Origin of the sequence: Streptomyces sp. NPDC051576 (genome assembly GCF_040681835.1) — a bacterium.
GTDB lineage: Bacteria > Actinomycetota > Actinomycetes > Streptomycetales > Streptomycetaceae > Streptomyces.
This window is the reverse complement of sequence record NZ_JBFAZO010000013.1, coordinates 183458-195323: the sequence shown is the minus strand read 5'-3', so window position 1 is coordinate 195323 and position 11866 is coordinate 183458. Positions and strand designations below refer to the sequence as shown.

The 11866-nt window shown below is 69.3% G+C and carries 14 protein-coding genes and 5 tRNA genes; 4 read left to right on the top strand and 15 right to left on the bottom strand.

Going from position 1 to position 11866, the window contains the following annotated elements; all coding sequences use genetic code 11:
* Position 1: 1 nt before the first annotated feature.
* The 3 genes from AB0M63_RS36290 to AB0M63_RS36280 are packed head-to-tail and all read right to left on the bottom strand — an operon-like array spanning position 2 to position 3011.
* Positions 2-1159, bottom strand: coding sequence for a D-alanine--D-alanine ligase family protein (locus AB0M63_RS36290; RefSeq protein WP_355922751.1), 1158 nt, complete (start codon positions 1157-1159; stop codon positions 2-4).
* 59 nt (positions 1160-1218) lie between these two features.
* Positions 1219-2229, bottom strand: coding sequence for an NAD(P)H-dependent glycerol-3-phosphate dehydrogenase (locus AB0M63_RS36285; protein WP_366022350.1), 1011 nt, complete (start codon positions 2227-2229; stop codon positions 1219-1221).
* A complete protein-coding gene (locus AB0M63_RS36280; protein ID WP_355922757.1) occupies positions 2226-3011 on the bottom strand; it encodes a lysophospholipid acyltransferase family protein in 786 nt (261 codons plus the stop codon). The genes AB0M63_RS36285 and AB0M63_RS36280 overlap by 4 nt, the downstream gene beginning before the upstream one ends.
* A 144-nt stretch (positions 3012-3155) precedes the next feature.
* Between AB0M63_RS36280 and cofC the strand changes: the two genes are divergently transcribed.
* A complete protein-coding gene (cofC, locus tag AB0M63_RS36275) occupies positions 3156-3794 on the top strand; it encodes a 2-phospho-L-lactate guanylyltransferase (protein ID WP_366022349.1) in 639 nt (212 codons plus the stop codon).
* 19 nt (positions 3795-3813) lie between these two features.
* Complete coding sequence (locus tag AB0M63_RS36270; RefSeq protein ID WP_355922763.1) at positions 3814-4017, top strand: hypothetical protein; 204 nt, start codon at positions 3814-3816, stop codon at positions 4015-4017.
* Positions 4018-4129: 112 nt separating this feature from the next.
* Here AB0M63_RS36270 and AB0M63_RS36265 read toward each other — a convergent pair whose 3' ends face one another.
* From AB0M63_RS36265 to leuC, 4 genes are all read right to left on the bottom strand, one after another.
* A complete protein-coding gene (locus AB0M63_RS36265) occupies positions 4130-4780 on the bottom strand; it encodes an HU family DNA-binding protein (RefSeq protein ID WP_366022347.1) in 651 nt (216 codons plus the stop codon).
* 138 nt (positions 4781-4918) lie between these two features.
* A complete protein-coding gene (locus AB0M63_RS36260) occupies positions 4919-5149 on the bottom strand; it encodes a hypothetical protein (protein WP_019068724.1) in 231 nt (76 codons plus the stop codon).
* 264 nt (positions 5150-5413) lie between these two features.
* A complete protein-coding gene (gene leuD, locus AB0M63_RS36255) occupies positions 5414-6007 on the bottom strand; it encodes a 3-isopropylmalate dehydratase small subunit (RefSeq protein ID WP_355922769.1) in 594 nt (197 codons plus the stop codon).
* A gap of 5 nt (positions 6008-6012) precedes the next feature.
* A complete protein-coding gene (leuC, locus tag AB0M63_RS36250) occupies positions 6013-7437 on the bottom strand; it encodes a 3-isopropylmalate dehydratase large subunit (protein ID WP_355922772.1) in 1425 nt (474 codons plus the stop codon).
* A gap of 188 nt (positions 7438-7625) precedes the next feature.
* Here leuC and ndgR point away from each other — a divergent pair, with 188 nt between their 5' ends.
* Entirely contained in the window at positions 7626-8342 is a 717-nt protein-coding gene (ndgR, locus tag AB0M63_RS36245; protein WP_019068721.1) for an IclR family transcriptional regulator NdgR, read from the top strand.
* A gap of 59 nt (positions 8343-8401) precedes the next feature.
* On the opposite strand, the gene AB0M63_RS36240 is transcribed toward ndgR, so the two are convergent.
* Positions 8402-8896, bottom strand: a complete 495-nt coding sequence (locus AB0M63_RS36240) for a DUF4188 domain-containing protein (RefSeq protein WP_355922775.1) — start codon at positions 8894-8896, stop codon at positions 8402-8404.
* 111 nt (positions 8897-9007) lie between these two features.
* Between AB0M63_RS36240 and AB0M63_RS36235 the strand changes: the two genes are divergently transcribed.
* Complete coding sequence (locus AB0M63_RS36235; RefSeq protein ID WP_366022345.1) at positions 9008-9652, top strand: MerR family transcriptional regulator; 645 nt, start codon at positions 9008-9010, stop codon at positions 9650-9652.
* A gap of 53 nt (positions 9653-9705) precedes the next feature.
* Here the strand turns inward: AB0M63_RS36235 and AB0M63_RS36230 are convergent.
* From AB0M63_RS36230 to AB0M63_RS36200, 7 genes are all read right to left on the bottom strand, one after another.
* A tRNA-Glu gene (locus AB0M63_RS36230) sits at positions 9706-9778 on the bottom strand.
* A 27-nt stretch (positions 9779-9805) separates the two neighbouring features.
* Positions 9806-9877, bottom strand: a tRNA-Gln gene (locus AB0M63_RS36225).
* A 20-nt stretch (positions 9878-9897) separates the two neighbouring features.
* Positions 9898-9970, bottom strand: a tRNA-Glu gene (locus AB0M63_RS36220).
* Between the two features lie 62 nt (positions 9971-10032).
* A tRNA-Glu gene (locus tag AB0M63_RS36215) sits at positions 10033-10105 on the bottom strand.
* A 42-nt stretch (positions 10106-10147) separates the two neighbouring features.
* Positions 10148-10219 (bottom strand) — tRNA-Gln (locus AB0M63_RS36210).
* Between the two features lie 92 nt (positions 10220-10311).
* Positions 10312-11043, bottom strand: coding sequence for an HAD family hydrolase (locus AB0M63_RS36205; protein ID WP_366022344.1), 732 nt, complete (start codon positions 11041-11043; stop codon positions 10312-10314).
* Between the two features lie 55 nt (positions 11044-11098).
* Positions 11099-11758 (bottom strand): DUF4241 domain-containing protein, encoded by a 660-nt coding sequence (locus AB0M63_RS36200; RefSeq protein WP_355925102.1) that lies wholly within the window; start codon positions 11756-11758, stop codon positions 11099-11101.
* Positions 11759-11866 lie beyond the last annotated feature (108 nt).

The following is an 11866-nucleotide window of genomic DNA, read 5'->3' as shown; positions in this document are numbered from 1 at the left end:
CTCAGCGAAGTCCGGTGGACCGGCGCAGGGCCGCCTGGACGAGGAGTTCCACCAGCTCGGGGTAGGAGACCCCGCTGGCCTGCCACATCTGCGGGTACATCGAGATCGGTGTCATGCCGGGCATGGTGTTGATCTCGTTGATGACGAACTCGCCGTCCTCGGTGAGGAAGAAGTCCGCGCGCACGAGCCCCTCGCAGGAGGCCGCCTCGAAGGCGTCCACCGCGAGCCGCTGGACCTCGGCGGTCTCCTCGGGGGTCAGCGGGGCGGGCACGATGCCGGGCGTCGAGTCGATGTACTTCGCCTCGAAGTCGTAGTACGCGTGCGCGTCCGGCGGCGGGATCTCCGAGGGCACGCTCGCCCGCGGCCCGTCCTCGAACTCCAGCACCCCGCACTCGATCTCGCGTCCGCGCAGCGCGGCCTCCACGAGGATCTTCGGGTCGTGCCGCTGCGCCTCCGCGATCGCCTCGTCGAGCCCGCCCAGGTCGTCGACCTTGGTGATGCCGATCGACGAACCCGCGCGCGCGGGCTTCACGAACAGCGGCCAGCCGTGCTCACCCGCGAAGTCGATGATCTTCTTGCGGGCGGCGGACTCGTCCCGCTCCCACTCGCGCGGCCGGATCACCACGTAGGGGCCGACCCTGAGGCCGAACGAGGTGAACACCCGCTTCATGTACTCCTTGTCCTGGCCGACGGCCGAGGCGAGCACACCGGCGCCCACGTACGGCACCCCGGACAGCTCCAGGAGTCCTTGCAGGGTGCCGTCCTCGCCGTAGGGGCCGTGCAGGACGGGGAAGACGACGTCGACCTCGCCGAGGGCCTTGGGCACGGATCCCGGTTCGCTGACGACGACTTCGCGGTTTCCGGGGTCGAGCGGGAGCACCACGCCGCCCTCGCTCGACTCGGCGAGTTCGGCGACGTCCGGGGTGCGGCGGTCGGTGATCGCCATGCGGTCCGGTTCGTCGGCGGTGAGGGCCCAGCGGCCTTCGCGGGTGATGCCGATCGGCAGGACGTCGTACCTGGTCCGGTCGATGGCCGCGAGGACGGCGCCGGCGGTGACCACGGAGATCCCGTGTTCGGAGCTGCGGCCGCCGAACACGACGGCCACACGCGGCTTGCGAGGCGGCTGCTCAGGGTTCTGGGAGAGGTTCTCGGTGCTCATATCGCGATGAGCGTACCCGGTGGTACTGCCCTGATACAGCGTCCACCCACCGGGTTTGCTCAGCGTCGCTCGGGCTTCGCGCTGCGCGACATCAGCTCCTTGACGGCGACCACCGGGGGCTTGCCCTCGTGCACGATCTCGAAGACCGTCTCGGTGATCGGCATGTCGACGTCGTGCCTGCGGGCCAGATCCAGCACGGACTCACAGGACTTGACGCCCTCGGCGGTCTGCTTGGTGACCGCGATGGTCTCCTGGAGGGTCATGCCCTTGCCGAGGTTGGTGCCGAAGGTGTGGTTGCGCGACAGCGGCGAGGAGCAGGTCGCCACCAGGTCGCCGAGGCCCGCGAGTCCGGAGAAGGTCAGCGGGTCCGCGCCCATCGCGATACCGAGCCGGGTGGTCTCGACGAGACCGCGGGTGATGAGCGAGCCCTTCGCGTTGTCCCCGAGCCCCATGCCGTCCGCGATGCCGACGGCGAGCCCGATCACGTTCTTCACCGCGCCGCCGAGCTCGCAGCCGACCACGTCGGTGATGGTGTAAGGCCTGAAGTACGGCGTGTGGCAAGCCGATTGGAGCCTGCGGGCCACCGCCTCGTCGGTGCAGGCGACCACGGCGGCGGCCGGCATCCGGGAGGCGATCTCCCGCGCGAGGTTGGGTCCGGAGACCACGGCGATACGGTCCGGGCCGACCTTGGCGACGTCCTCGATGACCTCGCTCATCCGCATGACGGAGCCGAGTTCGACGCCCTTCATGAGAGAGACGAGGACCGTGTCTGGCGCCAACAGGGGTGCCCAGTCGGCCAGGTTGGCGCGCAGCGTCTGCGAAGGGACCGACAGGACGGTGAAGTCGGCGCCGGCGGCGGCCTCGGCGGGGTCGGTGGTGGCCCGCAGGTTCTGCGGGAGTTCGATGCCCGGGAAGTAATCGGGGTTCGTACGGCTGGAGTTGATGGCTTCCACGACTTCCGCGCGGCGCCCCCACAGCGTGACCTCGCACCCCGCGTCGGCGAGCACCATGCCGAAGGCCGTGCCCCACGAACCGGCGCTGAAGACAGCCGCCTTGACCGGCTTGCTCACGTGCCCTGCCCCTCTTCCTGTTCCACCCTGGGCTCCAACTGCTCGGTCTCCGCGGCCGTCCGGCGCCGCTGCTCGATCCGCTCGCGGCGGGGATCGTAGGGCGTCTCGGGCGCCTGCGCGCCGCGGATCTGCTCCAACAGGCGGGTGATGTCGGCCATGATGACCTCGGTCGCCTCCCTCAGGAGGTCCGGGCTCATGTCCTTGCCGTAGAACCGCGTGAGGTCCACCGGCGGGCCCGCGAGCACATGGCTGGTCTTGCGCGGGAGGACGTGCAGCTTCTTGGCGTACGGAGGCAGCAACTCGTTGGCGCCCCATTGCGCGACGGGAATCACCGGGCACTGGGTCTGCAGGGCCACCCGCGCGGCACCGGTCTTGCCGGTCATGGGCCACTGGTCGGGGTCCCGGGTGATGGTGCCCTCGGGATAGAACGCGACGCACTCACCACGCTCCACGGCGTCGATCGCGGCGCGGAAGGCGCTCAGCGCATCGGTGGTCTCGCGGTAGACGGGGATCTGTCCGGTACCGCGCATCGCGGCGCCGACGAATCCCTTCTTGAAAAGACCGCTCTTCGCGAGGAATCGCGGAACGCGCCCGGTGTTGTACTGAAAGTGAGCGTACGCGAGGGGATCTACGTGCGAATTGTGGTTCACCGCGGTGATAAATCCGCCCTCGGCCGGAATGTGCTCCATTCCGCGCCAGTCCCGCTTGATCAGAACCACCAGCGGCGGTTTGCAGAGGACCGCTGCGAAGCGGTACCAGAACCCGATTCTGCGGCGGGGCACGCGAACACCTTCCTCTAGGACCTGGGGGGCCGCACAAGTGTCGCCCCAGGCCGCCGGTCTGTCGAGAACACCGTACGCCCCGCCACCGACACCGCCAGGGGTGCCGGGTGACAATGGCGCGGACAAGAGAGGGACGGAACGCTCGTGCAGTGGACCTTGGTCATACCCCTGAAGTCTCTGGCGCGAGCCAAGAGCAGGCTCTCGGACACCGCGGGCGACGGGCTGCGCCCGGGCCTCGCCCTCGCCTTCGCCCAGGACACCGTGGCGGCCGCGCTGGCCTGCCCGGCGGTCCATGATGTGGCGGTCGTCACGGACGACACCCTGGCCGGCCGCGAACTCGCCGCACTGGGCGCCCGGATCGTCGCGGACGAGCCGGGAGGGGGCCTCAACGCCGCGCTGCGGCACGCGGCGGGGGTCGTGCGGGTTTCCCGCCCCGAAAGCGCGGTCGCGGCCCTGAACGCCGATCTGCCGGCGCTGCGCCCCGCGGAATTGGCCAGGGTCCTGGACGCGGCCGCGGAATTCCCGCGCGCATTTCTCCCGGACGCGGCCGCAATCGGCACCACCTTGCTCACCGCGAGAGACGGTCGCGAATTGCGCCCGGCTTTCGGCCCGGATTCCCGCGCCCGCCATCACGCCTCGGGGGCGACGGAACTCGCCTTGGACGCGGTGGATTCCGTACGACAGGACGTGGACACCGGCGAGGACCTGCGGGCGGCGCTGGCGCTCGGGGTGGGGCCGCGCACGGCGGCAGCGGCGGCGGGGCTGCTGATTCCCGGGCAGTAGACGGCAGTAGGCTGCGGCCATGCAGGCGACCGCTTACACCTACGACGCCGGGACCCGCACCGGCAGTGTGCTGCTCGACGACGGCACCCCGGTGCCCTTCGACGCCGCCGCGTTCGACGCGGGCGGGCTTCGGCTGCTGCGGCCGGGACAGCGGGTGCGGATCGAGACCGAGGGACCGAAGGACGGGCTCAGGGTCACACTGGTGACCCTGCAGACCTTCTGAGCAGACCTTCTGGACAGAACTTCCGAACGACCCTCCAGGGGCCGTGAATACGCCGCGGGCCGGACTCCCTCAGGGAGTCCGGCCCGGCGCGTGAGTGCCCTGCGACCCGTGACTAGCGGGTGGCGGTGGCCTTCTTGGCGGTGGTCTTGCGCGCCGTCGACTTCCTGGCGGGGGCCTTCTTGGCCGTCGCCTTCTTGGCCGGGGCCTTCTTCGCCGTCGCCTTCTTGGCGGTACCGGTGGCCTTCTTGGCCGCCGTCTTCTTGGCCGTCGCCGTGGTCTTCTTGGCGGTCGACTTCTTGGCCGTGGTCTTCTTGGCGGTGGCCGTCTTGGCCGCCGTCTTCTTCGCCACGGTCTTCTTCGCGGTGGCCGTGGCCCTCTTGGCGGTGGTCTTCTTGGCCGCGGCCTTCTTGACCGTCGCCGAAGCCGTGCCGCTCAGGCTGCCCTTGGGCGCCTTCTTGACGGCGACCTCGCCGCCGCGCGGGAGCTTCTTCGAGCCGCTCACCAGGTCCTTGAAACCCTGGCCCGCGCGGAAGCGCGGCACGGAGGTCTTCTTGACCCGAACCCGCTCGCCCGTCTGGGGGTTGCGGGCGTAACGGGCCGGACGGTCGACCTTCTCGAACGAACCGAAGCCGGTGACCGAAACCCGGTCCCCATTCACCACGGCGCGGACGACAGCGTCCAGTACCGCGTCGACCGCCTCGGCGGCCTGCTGACGGCCACCGACCTTGTCCGCAATCGCTTCTACGAGCTGCGCCTTGTTCACGTCTTCCCCTTCGGAGACATTGCCGGAACGAAACTGCTCCGGCTTTTTCGCACGTTAGGCAGATATATACCGCAAATCAAACACGAAACGGGCTAATCACCCGTGCGCCGCAACGAACTCGGCTGTCCTGGACTTGTTTCAGCGTTCCTCTTCCGGGAATCGACCCGCGTCGAGGTCCGCGGTGAAGCGGTCCAGTCGCCTTGTCGCGTCGGCGAGATCGTGCTTGGCCGCGGCCGTAATGACCAGCAGCTTCCGGGCCAGCGCCATCCGTACGCCCTCCGGGACTTGCAGTGCGCGCACCCTTGTGTGCGCTTCCTTGAGTTGGTCCGCGACCGCCGCATAGAGCTTGAGTTGGCCGTCGTGTTCCATGCACAGATTGTGCCATCTGGGGCGAGTTGTCGCCTGCGGGGGTAGCAACTGGCACCTCAGACAGCCTTCCGGAGCCCGGCGGCGGCGTTGGCTCAAAGCAGCGCCTACCCGGTCAACACCCTGTCTAACACGGGAAGTTGAGCAAAGCGTTGCAGGCGCGCAGGGCCGTTCGGGTGCAGACATGGCTGTACCCCCAATCGTGGCGATCGGGGGTACAGACGGGGTGTCGCGGTGGCCGGATCCCGACCTGGCGCGGGGGTTCGGTCAGACCTGGACCGTCCGCGGCTTGTACGAGGGGCGCTTGGCCTCGTACGTGGCGATGTCGCCCTCGTTCTGGAGGGTGATGGAGATGTCGTCCAGCCCGTTCAGCAGTCGCCAGCGGGCGTTCTCGTCGAGTTCGAAGGACGCGGTGATGCCCTCGGCGCGCACCTCGCGGGCCTCCAGGTCGACCGTGATCTCGGCCTGCGGGTCCTGCTCGGCGAGGTCCTGGAGGGCCTCCACGATCTTCTGGTCCAGAACCACCGTGAGCAGGCCGTTCTTCAGCGAGTTGCCGCGGAAGATGTCGGCGAAACGGGAGGAGATGACGGTCTTGAACCCGTAGTTCTGCAGCGCCCACACGGCGTGCTCACGGGAGGAGCCGGTACCGAAGTCGGGGCCGGCGACCAGGACCGTGGCGCCCTTGCGCTCGGGGCGGTTGAGGATGAAGTTCTCGTCCTTGCGCCAGGCCTCGAAGAGCCCGTCCTCGAACCCGTCCCTGGTCACCTTCTTGAGCCAGTGAGCAGGGATGATCTGGTCGGTGTCCACGTTGCTGCGGCGCAGCGGGACGGCCCGGCCGGTGTGCGTGGTGAATGCTTCCATGGCTCTCAGACTCCAGCGGGCACAGGGGCGTCGGACAGGTCGGCGGGCGAGGCCAGGTGGCCCAGCACGGCGGTCGCGGCGGCGACCTGCGGCGAGACCAGGTGCGTACGGCCGCCCTTGCCCTGCCTGCCCTCGAAGTTGCGGTTGGAGGTGGACGCGGAGCGCTCACCGGGTGCCAACTGGTCCGGGTTCATGCCCAGACACATCGAGCAGCCCGCGTGCCGCCATTCGGCGCCGGCGTCCTTGAAGACGACGTCCAGGCCCTCGGAGACGGCCTGGAGACCGACCCGCGCGGAGCCGGGGACGACCAGCATCCGTACGCCGTCGGCGACTTTGCGGCCCTCGACGATCGCGGCGGCCGCACGCAGGTCCTCGATACGGCCGTTGGTGCACGAACCTACGAAGACGGTGTCCACCTTGATGTCGCGCAGCGGCTGGCCGGCCTCCAACCCCATGTATTCCAGGGCCTTTTCGGCGGCGTGGCGCTCCGAAGCGTCTTCGTACGAAGCCGGGTCGGGGACGGACGCCGAAAGCGGCGCGCCCTGACCGGGGTTGGTGCCCCAGGTGACGAACGGCGCCAGCGAGGGACCGTCGATGACGACCTCGGCGTCGAATTCCGCGTCCGCGTCGGTCTTCAGGGTCTTCCAGTACGCGACGGCGGCGTCCCAGTCCTCGCCCTCGGGGGCGTGGGCGCGGCCCTTGATGTACTCGAAGGTGGTCTCGTCGGGGGCGATCATGCCCGCGCGGGCGCCGGCCTCGATCGACATGTTGCAGATGGTCATGCGGGCCTCCATCGAGAGCTTCTCGATGGCGGAGCCGCGGTACTCCAGGATGTAGCCCTGGCCGCCGCCGGTGCCGATCTTCGCGATGATGGCGAGGATCAGGTCCTTGGCGGTGACGCCGTCGGGCAGTTCGCCGTCGACCGTGATGGCCATGGTCTTCGGGCGGGCCAGCGGCAGCGTCTGGGTGGCCAGCACATGCTCCACCTGGGAGGTGCCGATGCCGAACGCCAGCGCGCCGAAGGCGCCGTGCGTGGAGGTGTGGGAGTCACCGCACACGACGGTGGTACCGGGCTGGGTCAGGCCCAACTGCGGCCCTACGACGTGGACGACGCCCTGCTCGACATCGCCGAGGGAGTGCAGGCGCACACCGAACTCGGCGCAGTTCTTGCGCAGCGTCTCCAGCTGGGCCCGGGAGACCGGGTCCGCGATGGGCTTGTCGATGTCGAGGGTCGGGGTGTTGTGATCCTCGGTGGCGATGGTGAGGTCGAGGCGCCGCACGGGACGCCCGGCCTGGCGGAGACCGTCGAAGGCCTGCGGGCTGGTCACCTCGTGCAGCAGGTGCAGATCGATGAAGAGGAGGTCGGGCTCGCCCTCGGCGCGCCGGACGACATGGTCGTCCCAGACCTTCTCCGCGAGTGTCCTACCCATCGCTTTCCCTCCGGCCGGCAAAACGCGTCGGCCCAACTAGAGATCTTGAGGAGACGGCGCTCGCACCCCTGGTTCACGGGCAGCCGCCGCCTGGCCCGTTGGTCGGCGGGCCGCTGTGCATACAAGGGTTGCGCGTCTCACGGAAAAAGGAACTTGCGTTTCACAGAGTGAGACGCGAGTATCGTTTCATGGACAACAGTAGCGGCGTCGGCGTCCTGGACAAGGCAGCCCTTGTCCTGGGCGCTCTGGAGTCCGGTCCGGCCACCCTCGCGGGTCTGGTCGCGGCGACCGGGCTGGCACGACCCACGGCACACCGACTGGCCGTGGCTTTGGAACACCACCGTATGGTGGCGCGCGACATGCAGGGCCGTTTCATTCTCGGTCCCCGGCTCGCCGAGCTGGCCGCGGCCGCCGGCGAGGACCGGCTGCTCGCCACGGCGGGCCCGGTGCTCACGCATCTGCGGGACATCACGGGCGAGAGCGCGCAGCTCTACCGCCGCCAGGGCGACATGCGCATCTGCGTCGCCGCGGCGGAACGCCTGTCCGGACTCCGGGACACGGTCCCGGTCGGCTCCACGCTCACGATGAAAGCCGGTTCGTCCGCGCAGATCCTGATGGCCTGGGAGGAGCCGGAGCGCCTGCACCGCGGCCTCCAGGGCGCCCGCTTCACGGCCACCGCCCTCTCGGGCGTACGGCGCCGGGGCTGGGCCCAGTCGATCGGCGAGCGGGAGCCGGGCGTCGCGTCCGTCTCCGCGCCCGTGCGCGGCCCCTCGAACCGCGTGGTGGCCGCGGTGTCCGTCTCCGGCCCCATCGAGCGCCTGACGCGCCACCCGGGCCGTATGCACGCCCAGGCGGTCATCGACGCCGCCGCCCGCCTCTCCGAGGCCCTGCGCCGCACCGGCTGAACCCCCGGGAACACCACAGGAGGGCCTGCCTCAACGCCGCGGCAGGCCCTCCGTCATGTCTACGACCGGTACGCGAACCGGTCCTTGGCCCGCCGCCCCCGCTTCTCCACCGGCACCTGTCCGTGCGCGGCGGCGAGCCCGAAGGCCGGCATGTCGGCGTAGATCGCCTCGTACGACCCTTGTGGCACCACATAGCTCTCGTGCCAGAGCCCGACATGGCCGCGCACCTTCCCGGCCCTCTCCTTGCGGTTGACGATCGCCCACGCCTTGTGATGGAACATGTCGGGCGAACTCGCGTACGCGTAGAGCTTCTCCTTGGACTCCCAGTACTGGACGACGTAGTACGTCCGCGGGGACGCCGTCAGCAGTACGTGCCCCAGCAGCCCCCGGGTGCTGTCCCGCGCAAGCTCCCCCAGCATGCGGAACATCGACAGCATCACCGGGAGCCACTGGTGCACCGCCCAGAAGTGGTTGACGCGCATCCCGATCAGCAGGACCACCACATCGCCCTCGGCATCCGCGGTCGTACGGCCCGACACCGGTTTCGCGAACATGGCAGCCCCCTGATTCCCTGATCGGATAGCGGCACTATCCTTCTGGACGATGCTTGGATAGTGACACTTCCCAATGGGAGGGCGCAAGCCCCCCGAAGAAAGGCGCGACAGATGCGGCTGGCCGAGTTGAGCGAGCGCAGCGGTGTGTCCACCGCGACGATCAAGTACTACCTGCGCGAAGGCCTGTTGGCGCCGGGGCGGCAACTCAACGCGACCACCGCCGAGTACGACGAGGAGCACCTGCGCCGGCTGCGGCTGGTGCGCGCGATGATCCAGGTCGGCCGCGTCCCGGTGGCGACGGTCCGGGAGGTGCTCGGCCATGTCGACGACGACTCGCTGGGCCGCACGATCCGGCTCGGCGCGACCCTGTGGGCACTGCCACAGGTGCCGGAGCCGGACGAGGAGGACGAGTACGTCCAGGCCGCGCACCAGACGGTCGCCGCGCTCCTCGACCGGCTCGGCTGGGAGAACGCCAAACAGCTCACGACCATCTCCCCCGCGTACCGCTCGCTCGTGGTGGCGGTGGCCGCGTTCCGCCGGATCGGCTACGGCTTCGGGGCCGAACTGCTCGCGCCGTACGCCGAGTTGATGCACCGGACCGCCGTCCTCGACCTGGACAACATGGAGACGTATCCGTCGGAGGCGGAGCGGGTCGAGTTCGCGATCCTGGGGGCGATCCTCAACGAGCCGGTGCTCCAGGCACTGCACCGGCTGGCACAGGAGGAGGAGTCGGCTCGGCGGTACGGCTTCGAGTGAGCATCGGGTACGACGAAGGCCCCCCACCGAAGTGGAGGGCCTTCATTCACGCGTACCCCCGACCGGATTCGAACCGGCGCTACCGCCTTGAGAGGGCGGCGTGCTAGGCCGCTACACAACGGGGGCCTAGATGTGCGTTTCCGCAGATCAGAGCTGGTCTACCAGGACTCGAACCTAGAATGACGGTACCAGAAACCGTAGTGTTGCCAATTACACCATAGACCAAGGTATTGCAAGGTAAAGCGTACCCCCGACCGGATTCGAACCGGCGCTACTGCCGTGAGAGGGCAGCGTGCTAGGCCGCTACACAACGGGGGCCCTAGCGATCCTGCATGAGACACAGCGGGTGCGACCCGGACTGCCTCCCTGAGAAGGATCTGTACCCCCGACCGGATTCGAACCGGCGCTACTGCCGTGAGAGGGCAGCGTGCTAGGCCGCTACACAACGGGGGCTTTGCAGAGCTGGATCTCTGCGGTGCAGATGAGCTCTGCGAGCTGGCCTACCAGGACTCGAACCTAGACTAACGGAACCAGAAACCGTCGTGCTGCCAATTACACCATAGGCCACTGGAACGCAACCTCTGATGGAGATCTTGTTCTAGCTTGCGCCTCCGGCTTTAGGACCTTCCGGCCCGCTCTCCGGCGGCGCAGGAAGAACATTACCCGAAGGTGGACGGGGCTCCAAAACGGGTATCCGCGCCGAGGAGCGCGGGGAGTTCGGCGAGAGAGGCGATCCGGTGCCGTCCCACGAAGGCCTCGACGGGGGCGTGCACACCGTGGCGGTCGATCCAGACGGACAGCAGTCCGGCGTCCGCCGCACCCCGCCAGTCGATCTCGGGGTGATCTCCGACATACGCCACCTCGCGCGGCGGCAGTCCCAGCGCCTCGCAGGCCGCGAGGAAGGCCCCGGCCTCGGGTTTGGAGACGCCCAGTTCGGCCGCGCACAGAATGACCTCGAAGCGGTCGTGCACGCCGAGGGTGCGCAGTTTGTGGTCCTGGACAATGAGGCTGGAGTTGGACAGGACGGCGTGCCGGTGGGTGGCCGCGAGGGCGTCGAGGACGGGCAGGACGTCCGGGAAGAGGGCCCAGGCCGTCTCGTAGTGGGTCTTGTAGCGCCGGAACCAGTCCTCGGCCTCTGCGTCGGTCAGCTCCCGCCCCAGGAACAGTCGGACGCGGTCCAGGCGCTGCCCCTCGAACGAGACCTCGCCGGCCGAGAACCGCGCCCAGTGGAACTCGGTGGCCTCCCGCCAGCGCTCCAGGGCGTCCACCACGCTCGCGTGCCCGTCGAGCAGCCCCTCGGCCGCCAGGTGCGCGCACATGGCGGCGCGGTCCGCGCCGGTGTAGTCGAACAAGGTGTCGTCGACGTCCCAGACAACGGCCCGAATGGTCATGATCCGACGGTAACCCGGGGCCCGGGGGCACGTCTGCCCCCCCCCTGCCCGGCCGTCACTCGGGGGCGACGAAGAAGTCCGTGACGAAGCAGGTGACCTCGCCGGCCGCCGTACGGCCGATCCAGGTGGGGTAGGCGCCGTCGCCCCAGCCGGAGGTGAAGGCGATCAGGTTGTGCCCGGTGTCGGGGGCGGTGATCAGGTGCGGGCCGGGGGCCCACTTGTGCTGCTCGAAGGCGTCCCACAGCGGGCCCTCATCGCCCTCGCAGTCGGGGAACGAGCCGTCCACGGAGGCGTCGTAGAACGCGCCCGTGCCGGCGTCCACGCCGTAGCCGTAGAACTCGTCCTCGGTGAGTTCGGCGAGGTCCTGGCCGGGCTGGAGGGCGAGTTCCCAGGTGGTGGTGGGTTCGTCGCGTATGACCAGGCGGGCGGCGGCGACGCGGAGGTGGGGGTCGTCGGAGGGGGGTTCGTCGGGCTGGGTGAGGGTGGCGACGGCTGCCTCGACGCGGTAGTGGCCGGGGGCGACGGCGACGGTGAAGGGCTCGGCCTCGCCGTGGCCGAGGCCGACGAACGGGTCGCAGGCCACCACCTGGCCGGTGGGCAGCCACAGTTGGCCGCCGTCCACGAGGTGGATCACGCCGACCGTGCCGGTCTCGTCCTCCGTGAACGTGCTGCCGGGCGTGAACAGCCAGGTGTAGTCACGAGCGGTCATCGGCATGCGGGCGCCTCTCAGGGACGATCTTCAATGATCCGGAACCCTAACGCCCCGCACTGACAACGCCGAAGGGGCGGCGGCCCTTCACGGCCGCCGCCCCTTCACGCGCGG

What these genes read in the sequence shown, in the direction of transcription:
- AB0M63_RS36290 (WP_355922751.1), bottom strand. Translation starts at nt 1,159, where the DNA reads ATGAGCACCGAGAACCTCTCCCAGAACCCTGAGCAGCCGCCTCGCAAG.
- AB0M63_RS36270 (WP_355922763.1), top strand. Translation starts at nt 3,814, where the DNA reads ATGCAGGCGACCGCTTACACCTACGACGCCGGGACCCGCACCGGCAGT.
- AB0M63_RS36260 (WP_019068724.1), bottom strand. Translation starts at nt 5,149, where the DNA reads ATGGAACACGACGGCCAACTCAAGCTCTATGCGGCGGTCGCGGACCAA.
- leuD (WP_355922769.1), bottom strand. Translation starts at nt 6,007, where the DNA reads ATGGAAGCATTCACCACGCACACCGGCCGGGCCGTCCCGCTGCGCCGC.
- leuC (WP_355922772.1), bottom strand. Translation starts at nt 7,437, where the DNA reads ATGGGTAGGACACTCGCGGAGAAGGTCTGGGACGACCATGTCGTCCGG.
- ndgR (WP_019068721.1), top strand. Translation starts at nt 7,626, where the DNA reads ATGGACAACAGTAGCGGCGTCGGCGTCCTGGACAAGGCAGCCCTTGTC.
- AB0M63_RS36240 (WP_355922775.1), bottom strand. Translation starts at nt 8,896, where the DNA reads ATGTTCGCGAAACCGGTGTCGGGCCGTACGACCGCGGATGCCGAGGGC.
- AB0M63_RS36235 (WP_366022345.1), top strand. Translation starts at nt 9,008, where the DNA reads ATGCGGCTGGCCGAGTTGAGCGAGCGCAGCGGTGTGTCCACCGCGACG.
- AB0M63_RS36205 (WP_366022344.1), bottom strand. Translation starts at nt 11,043, where the DNA reads ATGACCATTCGGGCCGTTGTCTGGGACGTCGACGACACCTTGTTCGAC.
- AB0M63_RS36200 (WP_355925102.1), bottom strand. Translation starts at nt 11,758, where the DNA reads ATGCCGATGACCGCTCGTGACTACACCTGGCTGTTCACGCCCGGCAGC.